The organism is Lentzea albidocapillata subsp. violacea (assembly GCF_900100275.1).
GTDB classification, from domain to species: domain Bacteria; phylum Actinomycetota; class Actinomycetes; order Mycobacteriales; family Pseudonocardiaceae; genus Lentzea; species Lentzea violacea.
Genome location: NZ_FNET01000015.1, coordinates 1 through 24495, shown reverse-complemented (window position 1 = coordinate 24495; position 24495 = coordinate 1). Strand labels below are relative to the sequence as shown.

The 24495-nt window shown below is 68.9% G+C and carries 24 protein-coding genes; 15 read left to right on the top strand and 9 right to left on the bottom strand.

The annotated features are described in order from the left end of the window. Positions 1-28: 28 nt before the first annotated feature. Positions 29-1249 (bottom strand): glycoside hydrolase family 16 protein, encoded by a 1221-nt coding sequence (locus BLR21_RS28615; RefSeq protein ID WP_090010655.1) that lies wholly within the window; start codon positions 1247-1249, stop codon positions 29-31. A gap of 189 nt (positions 1250-1438) precedes the next feature. Then, a complete protein-coding gene (locus BLR21_RS28610) occupies positions 1439-2881 on the bottom strand; it encodes a trypsin-like serine protease (protein WP_256334990.1) in 1443 nt (480 codons plus the stop codon). A 132-nt stretch (positions 2882-3013) separates the two neighbouring features. Here BLR21_RS28610 and BLR21_RS28605 point away from each other — a divergent pair, with 132 nt between their 5' ends. Both BLR21_RS28605 and BLR21_RS28600 read left to right on the top strand, forming a co-directional pair. Further along, positions 3014-3577 (top strand): TetR/AcrR family transcriptional regulator, encoded by a 564-nt coding sequence (locus BLR21_RS28605; RefSeq protein WP_090010652.1) that lies wholly within the window; start codon positions 3014-3016, stop codon positions 3575-3577. Then, positions 3574-4137 (top strand): hypothetical protein, encoded by a 564-nt coding sequence (locus tag BLR21_RS28600; RefSeq protein ID WP_090010649.1) that lies wholly within the window; start codon positions 3574-3576, stop codon positions 4135-4137. The genes BLR21_RS28605 and BLR21_RS28600 overlap by 4 nt, the downstream gene beginning before the upstream one ends. Here BLR21_RS28600 and BLR21_RS28595 read toward each other — a convergent pair. Both BLR21_RS28595 and BLR21_RS28590 read right to left on the bottom strand, forming a co-directional pair. Beyond that, the gene (locus tag BLR21_RS28595; RefSeq protein WP_090010647.1) at positions 4093-4515 is read right to left on the bottom strand and encodes a nitroreductase family deazaflavin-dependent oxidoreductase; all 423 of its coding nucleotides are present in this window, start codon (positions 4513-4515) and stop codon (positions 4093-4095) included. The genes BLR21_RS28600 and BLR21_RS28595 overlap by 45 nt on opposite strands. Continuing rightward, the gene (locus tag BLR21_RS28590) at positions 4516-5292 is read right to left on the bottom strand and encodes a LuxR C-terminal-related transcriptional regulator (RefSeq protein ID WP_176929834.1); all 777 of its coding nucleotides are present in this window, start codon (positions 5290-5292) and stop codon (positions 4516-4518) included. A gap of 94 nt (positions 5293-5386) precedes the next feature. On the opposite strand from BLR21_RS28590, the gene BLR21_RS28585 reads away from it, so the two are divergent. The 3 genes from BLR21_RS28585 to BLR21_RS28575 are packed head-to-tail and all read left to right on the top strand — an operon-like array spanning position 5387 to position 9070. Further along, complete coding sequence (locus BLR21_RS28585; RefSeq protein ID WP_090010641.1) at positions 5387-7036, top strand: AMP-binding protein; 1650 nt, start codon at positions 5387-5389, stop codon at positions 7034-7036. Between the two features lie 36 nt (positions 7037-7072). Then, positions 7073-7888 (top strand): SDR family NAD(P)-dependent oxidoreductase, encoded by an 816-nt coding sequence (locus BLR21_RS28580; protein ID WP_090010638.1) that lies wholly within the window; start codon positions 7073-7075, stop codon positions 7886-7888. A gap of 15 nt (positions 7889-7903) precedes the next feature. Then, complete coding sequence (locus BLR21_RS28575; RefSeq protein ID WP_143027900.1) at positions 7904-9070, top strand: hypothetical protein; 1167 nt, start codon at positions 7904-7906, stop codon at positions 9068-9070. On the opposite strand, the gene BLR21_RS28570 is transcribed toward BLR21_RS28575, so the two are convergent. Then, entirely contained in the window at positions 9048-9713 is a 666-nt protein-coding gene (locus tag BLR21_RS28570) for a nitroreductase family protein (RefSeq protein WP_090010633.1), read from the bottom strand. The two genes, BLR21_RS28575 and BLR21_RS28570, sit on opposite strands and share 23 nt — an antisense overlap. Positions 9714-9784: 71 nt before the next feature. Here BLR21_RS28570 and BLR21_RS28565 point away from each other — a divergent pair, with 71 nt between their 5' ends. Further along, positions 9785-10687, top strand: a complete 903-nt coding sequence (locus BLR21_RS28565) for a LysR family transcriptional regulator (RefSeq protein WP_090010630.1) — start codon at positions 9785-9787, stop codon at positions 10685-10687. Here the strand turns inward: BLR21_RS28565 and BLR21_RS44030 are convergent. Beyond that, on the bottom strand, positions 10684-11673 hold the full coding sequence (locus BLR21_RS44030) for a glycoside hydrolase family protein (RefSeq protein ID WP_090010627.1): 990 nt from the start codon (positions 11671-11673) through the stop codon (positions 10684-10686). The genes BLR21_RS28565 and BLR21_RS44030 overlap by 4 nt on opposite strands. A 438-nt stretch (positions 11674-12111) precedes the next feature. On the opposite strand from BLR21_RS44030, the gene BLR21_RS28555 reads away from it, so the two are divergent. From BLR21_RS28555 to paaZ, 6 genes are all read left to right on the top strand, one after another. Continuing rightward, positions 12112-13188, top strand: coding sequence for a LuxR C-terminal-related transcriptional regulator (locus BLR21_RS28555; RefSeq protein WP_090010625.1), 1077 nt, complete (start codon positions 12112-12114; stop codon positions 13186-13188). Continuing rightward, a complete protein-coding gene (locus BLR21_RS28550) occupies positions 13185-14381 on the top strand; it encodes a response regulator transcription factor (protein WP_090010622.1) in 1197 nt (398 codons plus the stop codon). The genes BLR21_RS28555 and BLR21_RS28550 overlap by 4 nt, the downstream gene beginning before the upstream one ends. Positions 14382-14411: 30 nt before the next feature. Continuing rightward, a complete protein-coding gene (locus tag BLR21_RS28545; RefSeq protein WP_090010619.1) occupies positions 14412-15152 on the top strand; it encodes a thaumatin family protein in 741 nt (246 codons plus the stop codon). Between the two features lie 28 nt (positions 15153-15180). After that, a complete protein-coding gene (locus BLR21_RS28540) occupies positions 15181-15558 on the top strand; it encodes a cysteine/serine endopeptidase inhibitor (RefSeq protein WP_090010616.1) in 378 nt (125 codons plus the stop codon). Positions 15559-15620: 62 nt separating this feature from the next. Further along, on the top strand, positions 15621-16091 hold the full coding sequence (locus BLR21_RS28535; RefSeq protein WP_090010612.1) for a CAP domain-containing protein: 471 nt from the start codon (positions 15621-15623) through the stop codon (positions 16089-16091). 112 nt (positions 16092-16203) lie between these two features. Beyond that, positions 16204-18225, top strand: a complete 2022-nt coding sequence (gene paaZ / locus BLR21_RS28530) for a phenylacetic acid degradation bifunctional protein PaaZ (RefSeq protein WP_090010609.1) — start codon at positions 16204-16206, stop codon at positions 18223-18225. Between the two features lie 45 nt (positions 18226-18270). On the opposite strand, the gene BLR21_RS28525 is transcribed toward paaZ, so the two are convergent. Continuing rightward, positions 18271-19743 carry an FAD-dependent oxidoreductase gene (locus BLR21_RS28525; protein WP_090010606.1) on the bottom strand — a complete coding sequence of 491 codons (1473 nt, stop codon included), beginning with the start codon at positions 19741-19743 and terminating at the stop codon, positions 18271-18273. Positions 19744-19821: 78 nt separating this feature from the next. On the opposite strand from BLR21_RS28525, the gene BLR21_RS28520 reads away from it, so the two are divergent. The 3 genes from BLR21_RS28520 (at position 19822) to BLR21_RS28505 (ending at position 22987) form a co-directional block, all read left to right on the top strand. Further along, positions 19822-21114, top strand: a complete 1293-nt coding sequence (locus tag BLR21_RS28520) for an NAD(P)/FAD-dependent oxidoreductase (RefSeq protein WP_218130983.1) — start codon at positions 19822-19824, stop codon at positions 21112-21114. Beyond that, positions 21111-22013: an SRPBCC family protein gene (locus BLR21_RS44025; protein ID WP_256334989.1), complete on the top strand. Its 903-nt coding sequence runs from the start codon at positions 21111-21113 to the stop codon at positions 22011-22013. The genes BLR21_RS28520 and BLR21_RS44025 overlap by 4 nt, the downstream gene beginning before the upstream one ends. Positions 22014-22159: 146 nt before the next feature. Continuing rightward, positions 22160-22987, top strand: coding sequence for an extensin family protein (locus BLR21_RS28505; protein WP_090010602.1), 828 nt, complete (start codon positions 22160-22162; stop codon positions 22985-22987). Between the two features lie 93 nt (positions 22988-23080). On the opposite strand, the gene BLR21_RS28500 is transcribed toward BLR21_RS28505, so the two are convergent. Together BLR21_RS28500 and BLR21_RS28495 are read right to left on the bottom strand one after the other, a co-directional pair. Then, the gene (locus BLR21_RS28500) at positions 23081-23707 is read right to left on the bottom strand and encodes a DUF4360 domain-containing protein (protein WP_090010599.1); all 627 of its coding nucleotides are present in this window, start codon (positions 23705-23707) and stop codon (positions 23081-23083) included. Positions 23708-24140: 433 nt separating this feature from the next. After that, positions 24141-24495 (bottom strand): transposase (locus BLR21_RS28495; RefSeq protein WP_176929833.1); only part of this gene is annotated, 355 nt, incomplete at its 5' end.

Here is a 24495-nt window from a genome sequence, read left to right as displayed (position 1 = left end):
GCCATGCGCAACCGGACGGGGAGAGACCTCAGACCTGCCACTTCTGGCTGGCGACGCCGAGGCAGTCCCAGATGTGGGTTCTTGTACCGTCGGCCGAGGAGCCGCCGATGGTGTCCAGGCACTTGTTGGCCTGCGGGTTCACGATGTCCCGTGCCCCGCTGACAGCCCATTGCTGGGCACCCGTGCCGTTGCAGTCCCATAGCTGGACCACCGTGCCGTTCGCGGTACCGCCACCGCTGACGTCGAGGCACTTGCCCAGCGCGCGGATGGTGCCGTCACCGGGACGGCTCCACTTCTGGGCGGCGTTGCCGTTGCAACCGACGATCTGGATGGGCGTGCCGTTGGCGGTGTTCGCCCAGGGCACGTCGAGGCACTTGCCGCCGATGCCGCGGATCTCCGAGCCACCACCGATGGGGGTGCTGTCGTTGGAGGCGCGGACCCAGTCGATCACGAGTTGCTGCGGGAACGTCGTGCTGGCGTCCGGGTAGCCCGGCCACTCACCACCGACCGCGAGGTTGATGATGATGAAGAACGGCTTGTCGAACACCCACGGGTTGCCGTTGACATCAGTGGGGGTGTTGCGGGCGTAGACGTTGCCGTCCACCGACCACGTGATCTCGCCGGGCTTCCAGTCCACCGCGAAGTTGTGGAAGCCGTCGGAGAAGTTCGGGCCGTTGTAGGCGTGGGACTTGCCACCTGCGCCGGAGTAACCGGGGCCGTGGATCGTGCCGTACACGGTGTTCGTCTGGTGTCCCAGGAACTCCATGATGTCGATCTCACCGGAACCCGGCCACGGGTTACCGGTGTTGATGTCAGCGCCGAGCATCCAGAACGCGGGCCAGATTCCCTTGCCGCGCGGCATCTTCATGCGCGCTTCGAACCTGCCGTAGGTCTGGGTGAACTTGTTCGCGGTGTTGATGCGCGCGGACGTGTACTGACACCGGCCGTACCAGCAGTTGTAGTTGCCGGGGTTCTCCTTCTTCGCGGTGATGACGAGGTTGCCCTGGCCGTCGTGCGCCGCGTTCGAGGTACCCGCCTGGTACCACTGGTGTTCCCTGTTGTTGCCGTTGTTGTTGCCCACTTCCATGTTCCACTTGCCGCCGTCGACACCGGTGCCGGCGGGAGCGTTGAACTCGTCGGCCCAGGTCACCGCCGCGTTGGCAGGGGGAGCTTGGCTGGTGGTGGCGACGGTGATCCCTGCGGCCACCAACAAGGCGGCGGCGAGGGCCGTCCCGATGCGTCGCTGCATCGAACCGACCTTTCCGGGTGTTGAGTTGTGCGCCCAGTGGTTCGGAAGTGTTGTCGCGCCGTGACCCATGGTCAACGTGTAAAGGTTTTCACGAATTTGTCAGATGAGAGCGCTCTCAAGTGATCAAGCGCTCTGCCAGCGGCGCTGTCGCCTGGAAGACCGAAAAACCGGTCTTCCAGGCGACAGGGATCAGCCCTGCGGGGTGGTGATGACGTTGAAGACCGACCCGCCGCTCGCCTGGCGGGCGCTGAGGTCCTCGAGGATCGTCGAGAGTGGGGCGTAGTTGTTCAGCTCGCCCAGCTGGCAGGCGCCGCTGCGGGCCTGCTGGCTGCCGTTGAGGATGCCCAGCCCCGCCTTGGTGACCTGGCTGAACAGCGGGCCGCCGCTGTCACCGTTGCGCGCGCACACGTCGGTGTTGATGCCGACGTCGGTCGAGAGGACCCGGCCGCAGCGCGTGCCGACGAGGTAGCCCTCACCGGCGCCGCTGTCGAAGGAGTCCGGGTAGTTCACCGCGCTCGACCCGGACCCGCTGGCGCAGACGATCGCACCGGTCAGGATCCCGGACAGCGGGGTGACCGAGGTGATCTCCTGGTTCTGCGACGTCACCTGCGGACCGCACGGAGTGTCGCCGTTGCTGTCCAGGCCACCGTTGCGGCAGTACTTGAGCACCGTGTTGCGGTTGGTCTGGCCTTCCAGCCACGTGGTGGCGGTGGCCGCGTCGACATAGCGCACGGCGGCGTAGTCGTACGGATAGAAGTTCTTCTCGATGCCGTGCTGGTTCAGGACCACCTGGCGGTTGTGCTGCGTCGGCACGTCGTTCGTCTTGGTGGACATGCAGTGGCCCGCGGTCAGCACCCACGGCACACCGGGGAACGCGCCGCCGGTCGTGCGCAGGTTGAAGCCGCTCGTGCAGCCGCCGGTGGTGCCGTTGTCACGCCTCATGTCCAGGCGCAGGCCGCCGCGCATGGGGCCGTAGTTCGTGCAGTAGAGCGGGTGGCAGAAGCCCCAGTCGACCGGGTCGGCCGAGTACGGGGTGGGCTCGCGCAGAACGCGGGCCGAGACCATGCCGGGGTCGGCGTCGAAGGTGCGGATCTCCGCCTGCGCGGCCGCCCCGACCTTGTTCTCCCGCAGCCACGCGCGTTCCCACACGACGACGCGGTTCTCGGTCGTGCTGATGGCCGGCAGGTACACCGACTCGGCGCCCGCGCCGACCTGCCTGCTGATCCGGTCGTGCGCCGACTTCAGCGAGGCCAGGGAGTGCTTGACCGTGCGGACCTCGACGTTGGCACGGTCGGGCATGGCGGCGATCTGCCGCTGGGCGGCGGCGGGCTTCGTCATCGCGACGACGAGCTCGCCGGTCTGCTGGTCGAGCCACATGCCGCCGTACTCACCGGCGGCCTCTTTCCGCAGCGTCGCTTCGAGCTTCGCCGCGTCGTTCTGGAGCTCGAGTCTCCTCAGCGCTTCGCGTTCGGTGACGCGGTAGGTCTGCACCAGGTAGTCGATCGACTCCTTCACGGAGCTCGGGTCGATCGTGGTCCGCAACGTCGGCCCGGCTGTCGCCGGTGCAGCCGTGACGGTCGACGCGAACAGCAGGCTCGCGGCGACCGCCCCCAGGATCTTGGCTAAACGCAATGGTTTCTCCTTGCCGATGCGAGTGACTCGCCATTCATATCGGCGCAGCGGCCGCCACCGCCGGGGAACCGCAAGATCTTCACGAAATCTCCCTGCTTGACGTCGTAGGCTAATGAAGTTAGCTTTTGGGCTATGGCTGTTCGAGCAGGTCTCACCACCGCCAAGGTCGTGGACGCCGCACTGGAACTGGTCGACGAGCAGGGCGTCGAGGCACTGACGCTCGCCGCCGTCGCCGCACGGACCGGTGTCGCCACACCCTCGCTGTACAAGCACGTCGCGAGCCTCGGCGACCTCCGGGGCCAGGTCGGCCTGAGGGTCATGCAGGACATGACCGCCCGGCTCACCGAAACCGTTGTGGGCCGGTCGGGCGACGACGCTGTCAGCGCGCTCATGCACGCGTACCGCGCGTACGTCCAGGAGCACCCGAAGCGCTACGCGGCCGCGCCGATGGACCCGCTGCACGACGAACTGCAGCGGGCGGCCGGCCTGAAGTTCATGGAACTCGTCCTCGCCACGCTGCGGAGCTACGGCCTGGAGGGCTCGGACGCCATCCACGCCACGCGGCGGCTGCGGGTGATCGTGCACGGCTTCGCGTCGATCGAGTCCAGCGGCGGGTTCGGCCTGCCGGAAGGTCTCGACGACACCTACGCGCAGCTCGTCCGGATGTACCTCGACGATCTCAGGGGGCAATCGTGAAGTGGACGCTTTCGGCCGCAGGCCTGCTCTTTCTGCTGTATCCCGCGTTGAGACCGTGGCACGACGAGACGACGGCGGCGGGCGCCGCGGCCTCGATGGGATCGACCGCGTGGGTGCTGTCGCACCTGTTCGCCATGATCGGCTTCATCCTCGTGCCGATCGCGTTGCTGCAGATCCACCGCACGGCCGCGATCACGTTCTGGGTCGGCGCGGGCCTCACCCTGCCGTACTACGGCGCCGAGAACTTCGGCCTGCACGCCGTCGCACAGCAGCCGAACGTCCTCGAACTCGCCGAGTCCGTGCGCTACAACCCGTTCGCCGTCACGACTTTCGCGGTCGGCCTCGTCACCATGGGGGTCGCGGCGGTCATGGTCGCGCTGGAACTCCGCACCACGGCGGCGATCGTGTTCGCCGCCGGGTTCGCGTTGTTCCTGCCGCAGTTCTTCACGCCGCCGGCGGCACGGATCGCCCACGGTGTGCTCATGGTCGTGGGCTGCGTGTGGCTGGCGTGGGACTCAGCGCGCAGTGAGGCGGAAGACCCGCAGCTCGCGGCCGCCTGAGCGCTCCACGTAGTCCTGGAACGCGGGCCAGGCCGCCACCATGCGAGTCCAGGCGGCCTCGCGCTCGGCCCCTTCGAGCAGCGTGCCCCGCACGTCGCGGACGTCACCGCGCACGTTCACCTGGATGTCCGGGTTCTTCAGCAGGTTCGTGGTCCACGCGGGGTGGTGGGGCTTGCCCCAGTTGGAACCCACGACCAGCATCGAGTCGCCGTCGGCCACGTACTGGACCTGGTTCTCGCGCCGCTCACCGGACTTGGCACCGACCGTGATGAGCGTCAGGCCTGTCTGCTTCGACATCGACACGAGGGTGAACTTGCCGCCGGTCAGCTTGTAGAGCAGGCGATCGGTGCCGATCACGGCCTTCTCCAGCAACGACATCTAGAGCGCTCCCGTCGACCTCGCCGCGTGGACGGCGGCGGTTCTGTTGTGCACCCCCAGCTTGCGCATCGCGCCCCGGAGGTAGGCCTTGACGGTTTCGGTGCTCAACCCGAGTTCGGCGGCGATCTCCCGGTTGGACGCACCGACCGCGGCCAGCCGAAGCGTATCGAGTTCCCGTGGGGTCAATCCGGTGGGGACGCTGACGGGGACCGCGCCGCCGAGGTTCTGGTGCACCTTGCGGAGTCGTTCGCGCAGCACGGGATCGCCGACGAGCTTGGCGACCTCGGCGAGCTCGCGGAGCGCGGCCTGCGTGTGCAGTGTCTGATTCTGCTGGGAAGGCATGTCCAGGTCCTGTGCGAATCCCTGCGCGATGGCGCCGGCCATCCTGATCGCCCGGTCACCCACTGTCGCCTGCCCGCGCACGGCTCCATAGAGGACGCCGTGCACCGTGCCGCGCACTGTCACCGGGTAGGCGAACACCGAGGTCAGACGTTCGTCCACGACCACCATCTGGTCGAACTCGTGGGTGATCGCCCTGGTCGAGGCGTAGTCGTTGACGCGGACGGCGGTGCCCATCGCGATCGCCGTGCCGCCCAGGCCCCGGCCGGTGCCGACGCGCAGTCCGTGCAACGACGTGCCGTGCGTGCCCTGGAAGCTGCTCAGCAACAGGTCGCGGCCAGGCGTCACCGCGCCACCGAACACGACGGGCAGCCCGGTGGCCCGGCGGAGCATGTCCAGGCGCTGCGGCAGCAACACCTGAAAACGGTCTGGCAGCACGTCCAGCAGTCTTGCCGACGGCAGCACCCTCGAAAAGGGGTGCACCCCCATCCGGGGGTATCCCTGCGGCTCCGGTGCTCCCACCCTCTGCGACATGTCCAGTCACGACATCTACCGCGCGGCCCGCGACCTGATGCTCGCGGACCCAGGCGCGTTCACCTGGCCGAGCTTCGACGGCAGCTTCAACTGGGCGCACGACTGGTTCGACGTCATCGCGGAGGGCAACACCGCCACGGCGTTGCACATCGTCGAGGAGGACGGCTCCGGGCGCGCGTACTCGTTCGACGAGCTGCGCCGCCGGTCGAACAGCGTCGCGCACTGGCTCGCGTCGCACGGCGTCGGCCGGGGCGACAGCGTAATGATCATGCTGGGCAACCAGGCCGAGCTGTGGGAGTCGATGCTCGCGGTGATGAAGCTCGGCGCCGTGGTCATGCCGACCACCACCGCACTCGGGCCTGCCGACCTCGCCGACCGGCTGCACCGGGGTTCGGTACGGCACGTCATCGCACGTGCCGAGGACGCATCCAAGTTCGAGGAAGGTCCGGTCGTGATCACGGTCGGTGGCACGGGGCCGGTGGACTACGCCGAGACCGCCGAGGCGCCGGACGACCCGTTGCCACACCCGGAGACCAAGACGGACGACCGGCTGCTGCTGTACTTCACCTCCGGCACGACCAGCCGTCCCAAGCTCGTCGAGCACACCCAGGCCTCCTACCCGGTCGGGCACCTCACGACCATGCACTGGATCGGCGTCCGGCCCGGCGACGTGCACCTGAACATCAGCTCGCCCGGCTGGGCCAAGCACGCCTGGAGCTGCTTCTTCGCACCGTGGATCGCCGAAGCGACGATCTTCGTCTACAACTACGCCCGGTTCGACGCGGCCGCGCTGCTCGGCCAGATCCGTGCGAAGGGCGTCACCACGTTCTGCGCGCCCCCGACCGTGTGGCGGATGCTGATCAAGGCCGACCTCAGCGGCGGTCCCGGCGCGCTGCGCGAGGTCGTCGCCGCCGGGGAGCCTCTGAACCCCGAGGTGGTCGAGCAGGTCCAGCAGCGTTGGGGCCTCACGATCCGCGACGGCTTCGGCCAGACCGAGACGACGCTGTCGGTCGGCAACGTGCCTGGCGCGCCCGTGAAACTCGGTTCGATGGGACGGCCGCTGCAGGGCGTTCCGGTCGTGCTGGTCGACCCGATCACCGGCGAGCAGGCTGACGAAGGCGAGATCTGCATCGACCTCAGCCGGCGGCCGATGTCGCTGATGGCCGGCTACCACGGCGACGACGAGCGCAACGCCGAGGCGATGGCCGGCGGTTACTACCACACGGGCGACATCGCGAGCCGGGACGAGGACGGCTATCTCTGCTACATCGGGCGCACGGACGACGTGTTCAAGGCGTCGGACTACAAGATCTCGCCGTTCGAACTGGAGAGCGTGCTGATCGAGCACCCGGCGGTCACCGAGGCGGCCGTCGTCCCCGCGCCGGATCCGGTCAGGCTCGCCGTGCCCAAGGCTTATGTGGCGCTGAGCGCGGGCTGGGAGCCCAACCGTGAGACAGCGCTGCAGATTCTGAGGCACGCCCGCGAGAACTTGGCTCCGTTCCAGCGGATTCGGCGGTTGGAGTTCTACGAGCTGCCCAAGACCGTGTCCGGCAAGATCCGGCGCGTCGATCTGCGCGAGCGGGAGGAGAAGGGCGTCGACGAGACAGGGGAGTGGCGCGACGACCAGTTCCCCGAGCTGCGCCGCTAACGTGGAGCTCCGCCGTCCCCGACGACAGGAGCAGACATGGTCCGCAGGATCTCAGGGCGACCAGCGGTGATCACCGGGGCGGCCTCGGGAATCGGCCGCAGCCTCGCGCGGCGGCTCTCCCACCACGGCTCGCCAGTGGTCATCGCCGACGTCGACGAGATCGGGCTGGAGGAGACCGCCGCGTCGCTGAAGGGCCCGGTGCTCAGCCGGATCCTGGACGTGCGGGACGCCGACGACGTGCAGCGGTTCGCCAAGGAGGTGCGGGACTGGCTGGACCTGCCGCTCGCGGCGGTGTTCAACAACGCGGGCGTCGCCACGTCCACGAGCGTGCTGAACTCCGTGGCGGAGGACGACTCCTGGCTGTTCGACATCAACTACTGGGGCGTCGTGCACGGCACGCGGGCGTTCCTGCCGTTGCTGCTCAAGCAGAACTACGGCGTCATCGTGAACACCTCCAGCGTGTTCGGCCTGTGCGGGATGCCGAACCAGAGTGCCTACTGCGCCGCGAAGTTCGCCGTCCGCGGTTTCACCGACTCGCTGCGCCAGGAACTGCGCGGCACCGGCGTCTCGGCCGTGGCCGTGCACCCCGGCGGCATCAAGACGAACATCATCCGCAACGGGCGCATCCACACCGAGCTCGACGAGCAGGGCCGGTCGCTCGACCAGATCGCGGCGGACTTCGACAAGATCGCGCTGACCACCCCGGACAAGGCCGCCGAGGTCATCCACCGCGGTGTCGAACGCGGCAAGTCGCGCGTGCTGGTCGGGCCGGACGCCTACGTGTTCGACGCCCTCGCCCGCATCACGCCGACCCACTACTACTCCATCATGGCGCGCTTGTTCGAACGGTGAGGCATGATCCTTGCCGTGGCTCCGGAGACGGTCGTGCGGCGGACCGAGCAGTGGTTCGTCCAGCAGGGCGCGCCGACGATGATCGAGGGCTACGGGTTCCGGTCGCACGTGCTGCCGAGGATGTTGCCGGCGCTGACGTTCGTGGCGGTCGGCAGCCTCGCGTGGCTGGTGCTGCTCAGGTCCACCGGCCTGTCGAAGTGGGTCCTGCTCGGCGTGATCGTCGCGGTGATGGTGTCCGCGTGGATCCTGCTGTCGCTGTTCGTCCGGCGGTTGCCGAGCTTCTCCCCGCGCACGACCGTGGTGGTGCTGGTGGCGTACGCGGCGATGCCGGTCATCGTGCCGTTGCTGCAGCTCGCCATCAACGACAAGGTCACCACACCTGGAGCCGACGACCCCGAGACGGAGTGGTGGGTCACCGCGTTGTGGTTCGTCGTCTTCTTCGGCGTGGCCTTCGTGGCGACGATGCTGGCCACCACCTACGGGTTGGGCGCACTGCTCAAGGCCGCCATCCGGCACGTGATCGCCGACCTGGGCAACAGCGTCCACCTGATCGGCCGGGCGTTGCCGCCGATGCTGTTCGTGACGCTGTTCCTGTTCTTCACCGGCGAGCTGTGGCAGGCGATGGACCAGCTGCTGTGGCCCAGGGTCAGTCTGGTCGTGCTGCTGTTCGCCTCGATCACCGTGCTCGCGGCCGCCGCCCGGCTGCGCGACGAGATCGGCCGCGTCGAGCAGGACCTGCGGCCCGAGGTGCTGAAGCTGGCCTGCAAGGGCACGCCACTGTCCGCAGTGGACATCACCGAACCCTTGCCGCCGAAGCGGTTGAGCGGCCGTCAGTCGCGCAACCTGCTGGTGATGCTCGCGATCCGGCAGCTGGTGCAGGCGGCGGTGATCGGGCTCGCGCTGTTCGCGTTCTTCGTGGTGCTGGGCCTGATCGTGGTGACGCCCGCGATCGCCGAGCTGTGGATCGGGCAGCGGCCGGAGATGTCGTGGCCGGGTGTGCCGTCGGCGATGTTGCGCAACGCCACGCTGTTCGCCGCGTTCGGCAGCATGTACTTCTCGGTGACCTCGATGAGCGACGCCGAGCACCGGCGCCAGTTCTTCGCGCCCGTGATCGAGAAGGTCGAGCGGACGCTGGAGGTCCGCGCGGTGTACCTGGATGTCAGAGATCGGGCTGGAACGTGAGCGCCTCGCCCAGCGGTTTGCGGCGCAGGTCCGGCACCTCGCAGTCGTCGGCCGGGTAGCCGATCGGGAAGAGGATGTACGGCCGCTCGCCTGCACGTCCGAGGAGGTCGGTCAGGAACGTCATCGGGTTCGGCGTGTGGGTCAGCGTCGCCAGGCCCATCGAGTGCAGTGCCGCGATGAAGAACCCGCACGCGATACCGACGCTTTCGTTGGTGTAGTAGGTCTTCTTGCCGTCCTGCTGCTTCTGGGCGAACGCGACCACCAGCCACGGCGCGATCTCCAGGAACTCCTTGTTCGCGTCGGTCTCCAGATGTGCCAGCGCCGCATGCCATTCCGGTAGCTCGCGCTCGTGGTAGAAGCGGCGTTCCTCTTCCTCGGCCGCCGCCCGGATGCGGCGCTTGAGATCCGGGTTGCCGGTGGCGACGAACCGCCACGGCTGCTGGTGCGCACCGCTCGGGGCGGTGTTCGCGGCCAGGACCGCGAGTTCGATCGCCTCGGCGGGCACGGGATCGGGGGAGAACCAGCGCACGGACCGGCGCGCGTCGAGCAGTCGGTAGAAGGCCCTGCCGCGGTCGAGTCCTTCCTCGATCGGCAGCCGGGGCGGGGTGAACGGGATGAACGGGTGGGTGTGCGGTCGGGTCACTGTCCGGACGATGCCCGTGCCCCACTCTTTTGGCCAGTTCACGTTTCTCGGGTCAGTTATAAGCTCAGCTCATGAATCTGCCCAACGTGACTTTGCGGCAGCTCGAATACCTGGTCGCGGTGGCCGAGACGGGCTCGCTGACCGCGGCGGCCGCACGGTGTCACGTGTCGCAGGGCGCGATCTCGCTGGCGCTGAGCGAACTGGAACGGGTGCTGGACCTGAGGCTGGTCGTGCGTTCGCCGCGCAGGGGAGCGGCGCTGACGGCGGCGGGTGTGCGGGTGCTCGCGGACGCACGTCGTGTGGTCGGGGCGATGAGCGACCTCGGTGCCGAGGCGCGCGGCCTGAGCCGGCAGGTCGGCGGCGTGCTGACGGTCGGCTGCTACGCGCCGATCGCGCCGTTCCACCTGCCCGCGGCGATCGCGACGTTCGAGCGCGCGCACCCGGACGTGTCGGTGCGGTTCGTGGAGGGCAGCCTGCCGGAGATCGGTGAGGACCTGATCACCGGGCGGTGCGAGATCGCGTTCCTCTACGACCAGGACCTGGTGCCCGGCATCGCCACCCGGACGTTGTACGACCAGCCGCCCAGGGTGCTGCTGCCCGCCGGACATCGGCTGCGCCGGCGGCGTTCGGTGGCTCTGCGCGAACTCGCGGACGATCCGTTCGTGCTGCTCGACGTCCCGCCGAGCGAGCGCTACTTCCGTTCGGTGTTCACGGCGGCCGGGGCCGAGATGGTCGTGACGCATCGGGCGCGCAGCTTCGAACTCGCGCGGTCCCTGGTGGCACGCGGCATCGGCTACTCGATCACCGTCCAGCAACCCGCGCTTTCCACGTCCTACGAAGGACTGGAGGTGATCACGGTGGCGTTGCGCGACAAGGTGCCCACCACGCCGGTGGTGCTCGGCTGGGCGGCCGGCGGACCGCTCACCCGTCGCGCGCAAGCGTTCGCCGACCACTGCGCGACACTCTGGGCCTAGACCGCTCGCGCGATGGCGATGTTGCCCGCCAGCCGGTCCCCGGCCTCGTAGATCATGTACTCCCGGCCCTGGTACGTACCGAAGGAGGGCGCGGCCGCCCTGCCGTTGTCCGGCGCTCCGGACAGCGAGTCGTGGAAGACACCGAGGTGGTTGCGCTTGCTGAAGTCGAGGCCCACCTCGGTGATCAGGATGTTGCCACCGCTGCCGCGGTCGGTGTTGTACACGACGTAGACGCTGTTGTTGCGGAACAACAGATGCGGCCCGCCGACGTTGACCGCGCCCACGTCCTGGTGCCGGACGAGCGGGGTCTGCGCGAAGGTCCAGTCACGGGCGTTCGCTGACCAGCCCCAGCCGATGTCCCGCCGGTTCGTCGTGTTGTTCAGCATGAACACCATCACGTACCGGGCGTTGCGCGACGGCAGGTTGTGCCGGAACACCCTGGCGTAGGAGGTCTCCGTGGTCCCTGCGGGCAACAGGCGCGTGGACAGGACCTCCTTCTCGTAGGAGAAGTGGATGCCGTCGGCGGAGCTGGCGAGCCGGGTCACGGTGTTCTCGCCGTGGAAGTACAGGTACATGCGCTTGGCGTCGTCGTTCCACATCGCGTGCGGCGACGACACGTGCGACACCGTGTACTCGCCGGGCCAGTTCCGGGTGATGATCGGGTTGCCGGCGTACTCGGTGAACTCCTCGTCCAGCGTGTTCGCGTACGCCAGGCAGATGCCGCCGGGGGCGTCGTGCGGTGCGTAGTAGAGGTAGTACGCGGCGAGCGCGCCGGGGATCCGGTTCTTCGTGCCGCGGATCGTGGGGAAGATCAGTTCGCCGGTGGGGTTGTAGCGGAGCTTGCTCTTGATCAGGGCGAGCCTGCGGTATCGGTAGTCCGGGAACCCCGCTGGTGCGGCGGCGGCCTGGGGCACTGCGCCCGCGCTCGTTGCCAGCAAGGCCGCGCCCGCGGTCCCGAGCAGCAGCTGTCGGCGGTTCGGTGTCATGGGAACGCTCCCTTGCGTCGAGGACTCCGAAGTTCCGGACGGTAGGGGGTGGAGATGCGATGGAACAAGGCTGTAATACGAATTATCCGACGAGGTCGGTGATCGCCGGGTTCGGCCGGCAATTCCCCTGACGTGTCCGCCCGTGGTAGTCGAAGAGGTGGCGGCTGCCTTGAATACTCCTGTGAATCCGTTTTGCCAAGTGAAGAAGAAAAGAGAAATTCCGGTTCAGTCGAGATGTGATCGGCGGTATGGTCCAGACCAGGTGGGACGTCCAATCGAGACAGTGCGCGGAGGAGTCGGGAATGCCGTGTTTCTGCTGCTCAGGGCTATTGATCAAGTCAATGTTCCAGGCGGGAACAATGGTGGGTGAAAGCCGCGCCGCGTATCAATTGGACGACTCCGAGCTGGCGTGATCCGGGCAGGGAAGGACGCCGTCGAATGACGAACAACGGCCCGCTCGACGAGCTCGGGCGTACGCGATTCGAATTGGTGCCGGGTGCCCTCACCGGCCGGGCGGAGGCAGTCGCCACCGCACGCCAGGCGCTGACGGCGGAGCCGTTGGACGACGGCACGTTCTGGCAGGCGGTGCTGGTGCTGACCCACGCCGACGAGCTCGAGCTGGCCCAGCAGCACTGGATCGCCGCCACCGGCGTCAGCCGCGACGTGCACGACCTGCTCGGTGGCCGGATCATGCTGCTGCGTGGTGATCCTCGTGCGGCGGTCCGGTTGCTCGGCCGGGATGTTCGTCCACGGCTGCGCGTCGTCGCGGCCGCATGGCTGGTGCTCGCGCTCATCGACGCCGGGGAACTGGGCAGAGCACGCGCCGTGCTGGAGGCGGAACGCGCGCCGGACAGCGCCGATCTGCACTTCGCCCGCGGCCGCCTCCTGCTGGCGGAGGAACAAAGCGCTGCGGCGCTGGACGAGTTCCTCGAATGCGGGCGGTTCCTCGCCGGCTTGAACCCCGCGGTGCCGTGGCGGTCCTGGGCCGCACTGGCCGCCGCGGATCGGGGGGATCTCGTGCTCGCGCGGATCTGTGCCGACAAGGACCTGGTCGCGGCGAGACGCTGGGGCGGGCCGAGAGGCATCGGACTCGCGTTGCACGCCTCGGCGCTGGCGCGCGGCGGTGACGACGTCCTGCTCGAAGAAGCGATCACCTTTCTGGGCAACAGCTCCGAGGCTCTTCGCGCGCGGCACGACCTGGCGCAGCTCCTGCTGGCGCGCGGAGAGGTCGAGCGCGCCCGCAGACACGCGCGGCACCTGCAGTCTTGTCCACAATGGACCGAAGCAGCGGACGCGCTGACGTCGCGGCTGTTGCGCAACGACGGCGAGTCCGCGTTGAGCGGTCAGGAACGCAGGACCGCCCTGCTGGCCAGAGCGGGGAGGTCGAACCGTGAGATCGCCGCCGAGCTGGGCCTGACGCTGCGCACCGTCGAGTTCCACCTCACGCGCGTCTACCGCAAGATGGGGGTGGCGGGCAGGCCCGGGCTGCGCCGGGCGTTCGTCCCGACGGCGTGAACGCGCCGCCCCAGGTCTGCCGGTCGGGCCACGAGTGCCCGGCGGCCGTCGCGGCCGGTCTGCTCGCGGCGGGGGAGAACTGGACCGACGCCGTGCAGGCCGCCGAGCAGGCGCTGGAGTCCCCTGTCTGCCGGGCGAACGCGTTGTGTGTGTCGCGTGCGCTGGGCACGCTGGTCTGCGCGGGTGAGCTCGTCGCCGCTGACGCGCACAGCCTCGCCCTGCTCGAAGAGAGACCCGGCGACCTGGCGTTGGCGGAGCACGTGGTGCTCGCCCAGGCGTGCGTCGCGCGCCGCACCGGTGACCTCGCGAGGTGCTCGTCGCTGCTCGACCTGCTGCGGCACAACGACATCGCAGCCGAGATCCGCCCGGTCGTGCTGCACTCGACGGTGGAACTGCTCATAGCCCGCGGGGAACCCCGGGAGGCCGAAGCCCTGCTCACCCACGGCGCCGATGGTCCGTTGTTCCTCGCGGCCGAGGCGGCGGTGGCGATGGCGCTGGGCCGCCCGCGAGACGCCCTGGACGGCAGTCTCGCGTGCGGCAGGGAGGCCGGTGTCGGCAACCCCGCCGTGCTGCCGTGGCGTTCGCTGGCCGCACGCGCCGCGCTGGCGTGCGGTGACATCGGGGAATCCCTGCGCCTGGCGTTGGAGGAGCACACCGCCGCGGCACGCTGGGGTGAGCCCAGAGCGCTCGGCTGGAGCCTGTCGGCGGTCGCGGCGGCGAGTCCGCCCGACGGTGAGGACCTGGTGGTCTACGAACGTGCGATCCGCTTGCTGGACATGGCACAAGCCCGGATGGAACTCGCGGAAGTGCTGTGCGACTACGGCGATCGCCTCACCGCACACGGCAAACAGGCTGCGGCGCACGAGATCTACACGCGCGCCCGTGCCACGGCCCTCGACGTCGGCGACACCGTTCTGCTGCGGCGGGTCGACCAAGCCCTGTGCGGTGTCGCGGCACCGGCGCTGACCCCCGTCGAAGCCGAGGTCGCCCGGTTCGTGTGCGCGGGCCTGAACAACAGGGAGATCGCGGCCCGGCTCACGATGGCGACGCGGACCGTCGAGCTACACCTCACCAGGGTCTACCGCAAGCTCGGGCTGTCGGGCCGCCGGGAGTTGCGGGCCACCAGGTGGGCCTGGCTCCACGAGGGAACCTTGCGGACCGACCGTGGTGCCCCGGGAGGTGCCTGCGGGTGATCGTGGAGCCCTGACGGAGGGAGCCCGCAGATGCTCACACGATTACTGGCGGCCTTGTTCGCACTCGCCTTCGCCGCCGGCGGCGTGCCGACCGCGAACGCGGCGATCGACCACACGGTCACCCTGGTCAACAACACCGGTCAGACGATCTGGGTCGGCAGCACCGTCAACGCGGACGGCTCCCGGGCACTGACGAACCTGCCCACGCTGCGCCACGGCCAGTCCGCGACCATCACGATCCCCGAGACCGCCTCACCGGGCCACTGGCGCGGCACGTTCTTCGCCCGGCAGGGATGCACCGGGACCTCCGGTGCGAACTTCCGTTGCGCGGTCGGCGACTGCGGTGTCCAGGCCGCCCGGTGCGTCACCGGCGAACAGCCGGCCAGTCTCGCCGAGTTCAACTTCGACACCCGCGACCGGCTCGCCCCTTGGTACAACGTCAGCTACGTCAACGCCTTCTCCGTGCCGGTGACCATCACCCCGGTGAACGCGTCCGTACCACCGGGTTCCACCTCGTGCGGCACCGCCGGTTGCCCCGGGAACCTGTTGCCCTACTGCAACCCCGCGTACGTCAAGTACGGCGCCAACGGTCAGCGCATCAACTGCGTCAACCCCAACCGCGACACGCCGACGGACTACAGCAACACCATCAAGTCCCGTTGCCCCAAGGCCTACGCGTGGTCCAAACAGGACACCGAGCCCGGCAACCAGACCGTGTACCAGTGCGCGAACTGCAGCGGTTTCAGGGTCACGTTCAACTCCGTGGCCTGAAACGATTTCCACCCCTGAAAGGAAAACCATGAAGTTCAAGGTGCTCGGCGCCGTCGCGTCGGCCGCGGTCCTGTCGTTGGTCTTCACCGGCACCGCCTCCGCCGTCAACGGCACCGCCAGCTACTACAACGACGCCGGTTACGGCGCCTGCGGCACCAGGATCAACGCGGCGACCGAGCTGCTGGTCGCGGCACCCGCCGCGCTGTGGACCACGCCCAACCCGAACAACGACCCGCTGTGCCGCAAGTCCATCCGGGTCACGCACAAGGGCCGCACCATCACCGTGCGCATCAAGGACAAGTGCCCCAGCTGCGCGAGCAACAAGATCGACCTCAGCCAGCCCGCGTTCTCCCGGCTGGCCGACACGTCGCTCGGCATCATCTCGGTGACCTGGCAAATCGTCTGACCTCGTCCAAGCCAAGGGAGGAGCCGGGACCCGGCTCCTCCCTTCTCCACAGGAGATCAACCATGTTCGCGTTGCGCACTTCCCTGCTCGCCGCCGCGACCCTGGCACTGGCGGCCACCCTCACACCCCACGCCACGGCGGCCACCGTGCAGGAGGACGTCATCGCCCGCACGAACGCCGAACGCGCCAAGGTGGGATGCCCGGCCCTGAGGTCGAACGCGTCGCTGAACACCGCGGCACAGCGCCACTCGGCGGACATGGCCACGCACAACTTCATGAGCCACACGGGCTCGGACGGCAGCAACATGGTCACCCGGATCGAACGGGCGGGCTACACCCGCTGGACCAGGGCCGCCGAGAACGTCGCAGCCGGGTCGCAGACGGCCGCCGACGTCGTGCGCGGGTGGATGAACAGCTCCGGGCACCGCGCCAACATCCTGAACTGCGCCCTGCGTGACATCGGTGTCGGCCACCAGTACCGGCAGAACACGAAGTACGGCCACTACTGGACGCAGACCTTCGGAACGCGCTGAGGCGAGCTCCGTGAGCAGAGCCTGCACCCCCGCGAGGCTACCCGGCGGCTGATACGTTGCCTGGTGGTCGGGTTGCTGAGGATCCAGCACCCCCGCGAGAAGGGTTGGCTCGATGAGCTTGCTGCGCAGCTACGTGTCGGGTGGGTGGCACACGCCTTCGGTGGAGGGCGCGCCGTTGCACGACGCCGTGACGGGCGAGGAGATCGCCCGGATCTCGTCCGAGGGCGTCGACATGGGGACGGCGCTGCGGTACGGGCGAGAGGTCGGCGGGCCCGCGTTGCGCGAGCTCACGTTCCACCAGCGCGCGCAGCTGCTGAAGGCCCTCGGGCTCTACCTCAAGGAGCACAAGGCCGAGCTGTACGCGCTGTCCGCCCGCAGCGGCGCGACCAGGTCCGACTCGTGGATCGACATCGACGGCGGCTTCGGCGTGCTGCTCGGGTACGCGTCCAAGGCCAAGCGTGAGCTGCCCAACGACAAGGTCTACGTCGACGGGCCCGTCGAGCCGCTCGGGCGGGGCGGCACGTTCGTCGGCCAGCACATCTGCACGCCCCTGCGCGGGGTCGCGGTGCAGATCAACGCCTACAACTTCCCCATGTGGGGGCCGCTCGAGAAGTTCGCGCCCGCGTTCATCGCCGGGGTGCCGTCGCTGATCAAGCCCGCGTCCCAGACGGCGTACGTGACCGAGAAGCTGGTCGAGCTGATGCTCGCCTCCGGTCTGCTGCCCGAGGGGTCGCTGCAGCTGGTCTGTGGTTCGGCGGGCGACCTGCTCGACCACCTGACCCCGCAGGACCTGGTCGGGTTCACCGGGTCCGCGTCCACCGCCCAGCACCTGCGCACGCACCAGGCCGTGATCCGGTCGTCGGTGCGGTTCAACGCCGAGGCCGACTCGCTGAACTGCTCGATCCTCGGTCCGGACGCCGTCCCCGGCACGCCCGAGTTCGACCTGTTCGTCGGCCAGCTGGTGACCGAGATGACGACCAAGGCCGGCCAGAAGTGCACGGCGATCCGGCGCGCGCTGGTGCCCGAGTCGCTGATGGACGCCGTGGCCGAGGCGACGGCGGCGAAGCTGGCCGAGGTGGTCATCGGCAACCCGGCCGACAGGTCGGTGAAGATGGGCGCGCTGGCCGGACTGGAGCAGCGCGAGGAGGTCCGCCGGTCGCTGAAGGCGTTGCAGGAGAACGCCTCGGTCGTCTACGGCGACGGCGCTCTGTCTCTTGTGGACGCTGACGCCGAGCGCGGCGCGTTCATGTCGCCGATGCTGCTGCGCGCCGCCGCCGACGCCGTGCAGCCGCACGAGGTCGAGGCGTTCGGACCGGTGTCGACGCTGATGCCCTACACGTCCGTGGACGACGCCGTGGCGCTGGCCGCGCGCGGTGCTGGTTCGCTGGTCGGATCGATCGTGTCGGCCGACACGGACTTCGTGCGTGACGTCGTGATCGGCGCGGCGCCGTGGCACGGCCGGTTGCTCGTGCTCGACCGCGAGGACGCCGGCGAGTCGACCGGGCACGGCTCTCCGCTGCCGATGCTCGTGCACGGCGGCCCCGGCCGGGCAGGTGGCGGTGAGGAGATGGGTGGCATGCGCGGCGTGCTGCACCACATGCAGCGCACGGCCGTGCAGGGCAGCCCGCGCGCGTTGAGTGCCATCACGAACCGCTGGGTGACGGGCGCGCCTCGCCGCGAGGACGCGGTGCACCCGTTCCGCAAGACGCTCGCCGAACTGCGCCTGGGCGACACGGTCGTCGCCGGTCCGCGTGAGGTGACGCTGGAGGACATCGAGCACTTCGCGTCGTTCACCGGCGACACGTTCTACGCGCACATGGACGAGGAAGCCGCCGCCGCGAACCCGTTCTTCGGCGGCCGGGTCGCCCACGGCTACCTCGTGGTCTCGTTCGCGGCGGGGCTCTTCGTCTCGCCGGAGCCCGGACCGGTGCTCGCGAACTACGGGCTGGAGAACCTGCGGTTCGTCACGCCGACGTTCCCCGGCGACCAGCTGACGGTGACCCTGACGGTCAAGCAGATCACGCCGCGCGAGGACCAGGAGTACGGCGAGGTCCGTTGGGACTCCGACGTGACGAACCAGAAGGGCGAGTCGGTCGCGAAGTACGACGTGCTGACGCTCGTCGCCAAGAACTAGCGGTGCGGCTCGGAAGGTTGCCCGGCAACCTTCCGAGCCGCACCACTAACGAGGTTCCTTGCGGGGGAGGGGCCGGGTCGCCGGTCCCTCCAGCACCGCGCCGTCCACGTCGAACCGCGAACCGTGGCACGGGCAGTCCCAGCTGCGTTCGGCGGAGTTGAACCGGACGAGGCAGCCGAGGTGCGTGCAGCGCATCGACACCCCGTGCAGCTCACCGTCCTCGTCGCGATAGACGCCGGTCTTGCCCAGGCCGTCGCGGATGACGTGGGCCTGGCCGCGCGGCAGGTGCTCGCTGGAGGTGGCGTCGGCGGGCATGATCCGGTCGCCGACCAGCTCCGCCGCGACCTCGGCGTTCTTCTTCACCAGCGTGGGCAGCGACTTCAGGGACAGCCGGTGCGGGCTGAACCGCTCGGCCAGCTCGTTCGGCTTGCCCGTGACCAGGTCCGCGAGCAGGGTCGCGGCGAACGTGCCGCTGGTCAGGCCCCACTTCATGTAGCCGGTGGCGGTGAACATCGTGGTGTTGCCCGGCGTGTAGCTCCCGATCATCGGCAGGTGGTCGTAGGCCGTCGGGTCCTGCGCCGACCAGCGGTGTGTGATCTCCTCGACCTGCCAGTACCTGCGCGCGAAGTCCTCCAGCCGGCGGAACGGCTCCACCGCGGGCTTGCCCGTCTGATGGCTCTGACCGGCGATGATCAGCTTGTCCTCGTGCGCCGAGATCGACCAGGACGGGCTGCCGGTGCTGATGGCGAGCGCTTGCGTCGGTGCGTTGACGCGGGCCGCGATGCAGTAGGCGCGGGTGAGTTCGAGGCGGGCGAAGTACAGGCCCCGGTCCAGCGTCGGGTAGTGCGTCGCCATCACGATCTTGTCGGCGGTGACGTGACCGTCGTCGGTCGACACGCGGTGGCCGCTCACGTCGACGACCCGGCTGTGTTCGCACACCCGGCTGCCGTCGCCGTCGATCTCGTCGGCCAGGCCCCGCAGGTACTTCACCGGGTGCAGGCCGATCTGGTCGTCGAGCCAGACCGCCGCGTGCACCTCGAACGGCAGGTCGACGTTCTTGGCGTCACGCACCGGGAGGCCGGCTTGACGAGCCGCGATCAGCTCGTGGTCGACGTCGCGCACCTCGGACTCGCTGTAGGCGTAGGTGACGGCGGGGGAGCGGCGCAGGTCGCAGTCGATGTCCTTCGCCAGGTCGGCGACCTGGGCCACGGCGGCGACGGACGCGGCGGCGTAGTCGGTGGCGGCGGCCAGGCCGTGGGTCTGCCGGATCTGCGAGTACACAGTGGACTGCAACGCGGTGACCTTGGCGGTGTTGTTGCCGGACACGCCGGAGGCGACGCGCTCGGCCTCCAGCACGACGACGTTCAGGCCACGGCGCTTGAGCAGCAACGCGGTGGTCAGCCCGGTGATGCCACCGCCGACCACCGCCACGTCGAAGGTGTGCTGTCCGGTCAGTGGGGGACGCGACTTCGCCGGGAGGGCGGCAAGCCAGAGCGACTGGTCGGCAGTGGTGGTCATGGCGGGCGGATACCCCGGTTCCGGGCCGGTATGCGAGAACGCTGGATACCTGCCTGCCTCAGTGGGTATGCGACCCCCATGAGCAAGCACCGGGTAGTCGTTGTCGGAGGCGGGTTCGGCGGACTGGGCGTGGTGCGCGGCCTGAAGCGCGCGGACGCCGAGGTCACGTTGATCGACCGCACGAACCACCACCTGTTCCAGCCGTTGCTGTACCAGGTGGCGACGGCGTTGCTGCCCGCCGGCGACATCGCGCCGGCGTTCCGGGCGATCCTGCGCAGGCAACGCAACGCGCACGTCCTGCTGGGCGAGGTGACCGGCTTCGACACGGCCGCGAAGCGGGTGCACGTCGACCTGCCGGACGGGAGGTCGCGCCAGGTCGGGTACGACACCCTGGTCGTGGCGGCCGGCTCGCGCGACAGCTACTTCGGCCACGACGAGTGGGCCGAGTCCGCGCCACCGATGAAGACCCTCGAACAGGCCGTCGACCTGCGCTCGAAGCTGCTGCGGGCGTTCGAGACGGCGGTGGCGGCCGAGGATGCGAAGCAGTGGCTGTCGTTCGCGGTCGTGGGCGCCGGACCGACCGGTGTCGAGCTGGCCGGGCAGCTCGCCGACCTGGCCCGCCGGGCGTTGAAGGGCCAGTTCCGGGAGATCGACCCGCGCGACGTCCGCATCACGTTGATGGACGCCGTGCCGCACGTGCTGCCGCCGTTCTCCGCGCCACTGCGCGAGCACGCGCGGGTGAAGCTGGAACGGCTCGGCGTCACGGTGATGACGAACGCCATGGTCGAGTCCATCGACGCGGAAGGCCTGACGACCAAGGACGGTGACCGGGTCGAGGCGCGCACGATCATCTGGGCGGCGGGCGTGCAGGCCTCGCCGCTGGCACGCAAGCTCGCCGAGGCGACCGGCACCGAGACCGACCGCAAGGGCCGGATCGTGGTGAACCCCGCCGACTGCTCGGTCACCGACGACGTCTTCGCCATCGGCGACATGGTGAACCTGAACGACCTGCCCGGCATCGCCGAGCCCGCCATCCAGGAGGGCCACCACGTCGCCCGCGTGATCAAGGCACGGCTGAACGGGCGCAGGGCCAAGCCGTTCAAATACCTCGACCTCGGCACCATGGCCACGATCTCGCCCGGTGACGCCGTCGCGGACATCAGGAAGCTGCGGCTCAAGGGCATCATCGGCAAGGCGGCGTGGGCCGGCGTGCACATCGCGTTCCTGGTGGGCTGGCGCAACCGGGTCGCGGTGCTCGCGCAGTGGGCGTGGAACCTGCTCACGGGCCGTCGCGCGCAGCCGATCATCCTGGAGCCGATGCGGGCGTTCGAGCGCGGGGAAGGTTTGGCGGCGGGTAACCGCAAGGCGTGAACACGGAGCTGCTGGGCATCTACCTCAACGACCATCTGACCGGGGCGATGGCGGGCACCGAGCTCGCCCGCCGCATCAGCCGCACGCACCCCGAACTGCGGGTTCTCGCGGACGACATCGAGGCGGACCGCAAGGAGCTGCTCGACTTCATGCGCCAGGCCGGTGTCGAGCCGCGTCCGCACCGGGAGGCGCTCGGCTGGCTCACCGAGAAGGCGGGCAGGCTCAAGTTCAACGGCAGGGTCCTCGGCCGTTCGCCGCTGAGCGACGTGCTCGAACTGGAGACCCTGCGCGTCGGCATCGAGGGCAAGGCCGCGCTGTGGCGGACGTTGCTGAAGCTGAACAGCTTCGACGAGACGCGGCTGGAACGGCTGGCACGCCGCGCGGAGAGCCAGGCCGAGCTCGTCGACCAGTACCGGTTGCACCTCACCCCGCAGGCGTTCAACTCAGTGAACGTGTCCGGGGTGGACGTGGAGCGCACCTTCACCGTCGCCTCCACGCCCGAGGGTGTCATCGAGTACCTGCGCGACTTCTCCCGTGCCGAGCAGTGGGATCCGGGCACGGTGTCGTGCACACGCCTGGACGACGGCCCGGTCGAGGTGGGTTCGCGCTGGCGCAACGTGTCGTCGTTCCTCGGCCGCAGGACCGAGCTCGTCTACGAGCTGACCCGTGCCGACGCGAGCGGCCTGCAGTTCGTGGGGCGCAACGACACCGCCACCTCGACCGACGACATCTCGATCACGGCCGGTGACACGCCGGGCACGGCCAGGATCGCCTACCACGCGCACGTCGAGTTCAACGGGCTCGCGAAGTTCGGGGCGCCCGTGGCGAAGCTGGCGCTGGAGAAGCTGGGCACGGGCACCGAGAAGAACCTGATCCGCGTGCTCGGGCCCGTTCGCTAGCCGTCCATGCCGGTAAAGACAAAGGAAAAACGCAGGTCAGGCCCGATTCCGCCGTTCGCGTGCGATCCCTAGACTCCCTCGGGCCGGTGGGTGAGACAGGCCCTTCCCCCTGCCGCCGCCGGCTTGGACACAGAGGGAGTACTGGGGTGTTCGAGAACAACGTCACCAGACGCGGCTTCGTCACGGGCGCGGCGGCCGTCGCCGGTCTCGCCGGCCTGTCCACCATCGCGCCGGGGCTCGCCGGCGCCGCGCCCACGCCCGATGACCAGCACACGCCCGCGGAGATCGAGGCCGCCGAGGCCGGCGTGCTGGCGATGAAGACGTTCCAGAAGATCGACGGCACTCCCGTCTACTACTGGCGTTCCAACCGCGGCAACACGACCGCGCGCAACTGGCAGGCCACCGACGCGTTCTACAACGCGCTCGTCGCCTGGATCCGCGACCTGCGCTCGCTCTCGTCGAGCTACGGCTCGATCAGCTACATCGTCTCGGCGGGCTTCTACGTCAACAAGGCGGGCCAGCACGGCGCCGGCACCGCGATGGACCTCGACCACGTCCGCTGGTCCAGTGGCAAGACCATCTCGCCGCTCGACCGGCACCACGCGTCGGGCACCGCCTCGATCCGCAAGCGCTACCTCGCGACGGAGGCCGTGTGCCGCCGCCGGTTCCGCTACGTGCTCGACGGCTGGTACAACGCCGCCCACGCCGACCACATCCACGCCGACTTCGGTGGCATGCCGGTCCGCGCGGTCAAGAGCTCCGAGTCCGACACCAAGTTCGTCCAGGCCGTGTGCAACAACTTCCGCGGCTCCGGCCTCGCCATCGACGGCGCCTGGGGCCCTGCCACGACGAGCGCGTTCAACGGCCTCAAGTCGGCGCTCGGCGTGACCGGTGACCCGCACACCAGCAGCTCGGTGTGGCAGGGAATGCTGTCGAAGATCGCGACCAAGGGGTTCGCGAACCAGAACATCTGATCTGCGGCAGCAGCAGAACCGGCAAGGCCGGAGCCCATGCCTCCTGGGCTCCGGCCTTGCCGTGCGAGGGCGCGGTTCAGCTGACCTGACGGACTACCTGGGACACCTCTTCCACGAGAAGTGGTAGATGGTCTCGATCGAGCCGTCCGTCGAGTCCATCGCCATGAAGCTGGTCTTCTTCGGGTCGGACGTGCCCTTGTCCACCCGCAGCTCGGTGTTGATGTTGAAGTTCCGCTTCGCGCCGCACGGGTGGTAGATGATCGAGGCGACGTCGGTCCGGTGGGTGACCTGCCAGCTGTCGCTCAGCGCGCCGCTCCAGGTCTTGGACCGCCGGTCGTTGTCCGACATCCCCTGGAAGTAGTAGCTCGCCTTCTGCGTGCCCTTCGCTCCTCTTTCGAGGTGTGCGAATCCTCTGTAGTCGGCCTGTGCGATGCCGTAGGTGAATCCGCCGGGAACGTTCACCTTGAGGTTCAGCTGGCAGTTCTTCCGGAAATCGGTCGGCCGCGACTCCGGGCCCACCTGCGCCAGGTAGTCGCTGTAGGTGACCGTGAACGCCTTGTTGTCGGGGGAGACGGCGACGGCGGCGGTGCCGGCGCGACAGCCGGAGCCGTTGACCGTGACGACGTCGATGGTGATCTGGCCCGGCGGGGGCGGGTCGGCGGCCGGGGGAATGACGATGGTGGACAGAGCCAAGCCGGCTGCGGCCAGCATGCTGATCATTGCGACACCTTTCCGAATGTGCAGGACAGTTCGGGCGGCGTGGTACGTGACCGTATCGGAAAGGTAGTTGACGAACCGTCCGCCAAGCAGCCCAACATTGCAGGCGAGAGCACCAAGAAATGTTTTCGCGGTGCTGGGGTGAATTGGCGCCCAGGATTGGCGGGAAGCGGTTATTTCTGGGTTGCGAAGTCTATCGGTGAAGCGTCCACCGGCCGCGCACACGACAAAGGCGCATCCGCGGCTGGATGCGCCTTTGTCGAAACCTGGGGGCTAGTGGTGTGGCCCGGAACGTTGCCGGGGGAATTCGCGGTCAGACGGGTGCATCGTGGTGTCGCCCCCACGTCCTCGTACTGGTGGTACGGGGGCGTGGGGGCGGCGCCGCGAGGCGCCCTGCTGGGCGTGGATTACCTCGCCAACGTTCCGGGTCGCGCCACTAGTGTCGTGCGCCGGAAATTCGCCTGCAAAAGCGTGCGAGTGACTCGAGGATCTCTTCGGCGGTCTTGGTCCAGAGGAACGGCCGGGGATGGGTGTTCCAGTCGGCGATCCAGGCTCGGACGTCCTTCTCGAGTGCTTGCACGCTCTTGTGGGCGCCGCGTTTGATCTTCTGCTCGGCCAGGAACCCGAACCAGCGTTCGACCTGGTTGATCCACGAGGATCCGGTCGGGGTGAAGTGCATGTGGAACCGCGGATGCTTCGCCAGCCAGGCCTTGATCGCCGCGGTCTTGTGCGTGCCGTAGTTGTCGCAGACCAGATGCACGTCCAGCCCGGCGGGCACGGTCTTGTCGATC

Excerpts from the sequence above, each read along its gene's own strand:
- BLR21_RS28615 (WP_090010655.1), bottom strand. The coding sequence starts at position 1,249 with ATGCAGCGACGCATCGGGACGGCCCTCGCCGCCGCCTTGTTGGTGGCC.
- BLR21_RS28605 (WP_090010652.1), top strand. The coding sequence starts at position 3,014 with ATGGCTGTTCGAGCAGGTCTCACCACCGCCAAGGTCGTGGACGCCGCA.
- BLR21_RS28595 (WP_090010647.1), bottom strand. The coding sequence starts at position 4,515 with ATGTCGTTGCTGGAGAAGGCCGTGATCGGCACCGATCGCCTGCTCTAC.
- BLR21_RS28585 (WP_090010641.1), top strand. The coding sequence starts at position 5,387 with ATGTCCAGTCACGACATCTACCGCGCGGCCCGCGACCTGATGCTCGCG.
- BLR21_RS28580 (WP_090010638.1), top strand. The coding sequence starts at position 7,073 with ATGGTCCGCAGGATCTCAGGGCGACCAGCGGTGATCACCGGGGCGGCC.
- BLR21_RS28565 (WP_090010630.1), top strand. The coding sequence starts at position 9,785 with ATGAATCTGCCCAACGTGACTTTGCGGCAGCTCGAATACCTGGTCGCG.
- BLR21_RS44030 (WP_090010627.1), bottom strand. The coding sequence starts at position 11,673 with ATGACACCGAACCGCCGACAGCTGCTGCTCGGGACCGCGGGCGCGGCC.
- BLR21_RS28555 (WP_090010625.1), top strand. The coding sequence starts at position 12,112 with ATGACGAACAACGGCCCGCTCGACGAGCTCGGGCGTACGCGATTCGAA.
- BLR21_RS28545 (WP_090010619.1), top strand. The coding sequence starts at position 14,412 with ATGCTCACACGATTACTGGCGGCCTTGTTCGCACTCGCCTTCGCCGCC.
- BLR21_RS28540 (WP_090010616.1), top strand. The coding sequence starts at position 15,181 with ATGAAGTTCAAGGTGCTCGGCGCCGTCGCGTCGGCCGCGGTCCTGTCG.
- BLR21_RS28535 (WP_090010612.1), top strand. The coding sequence starts at position 15,621 with ATGTTCGCGTTGCGCACTTCCCTGCTCGCCGCCGCGACCCTGGCACTG.
- paaZ (WP_090010609.1), top strand. The coding sequence starts at position 16,204 with ATGAGCTTGCTGCGCAGCTACGTGTCGGGTGGGTGGCACACGCCTTCG.
- BLR21_RS28525 (WP_090010606.1), bottom strand. The coding sequence starts at position 19,743 with ATGACCACCACTGCCGACCAGTCGCTCTGGCTTGCCGCCCTCCCGGCG.
- BLR21_RS28520 (WP_218130983.1), top strand. The coding sequence starts at position 19,822 with ATGAGCAAGCACCGGGTAGTCGTTGTCGGAGGCGGGTTCGGCGGACTG.
- BLR21_RS28500 (WP_090010599.1), bottom strand. The coding sequence starts at position 23,707 with ATGATCAGCATGCTGGCCGCAGCCGGCTTGGCTCTGTCCACCATCGTC.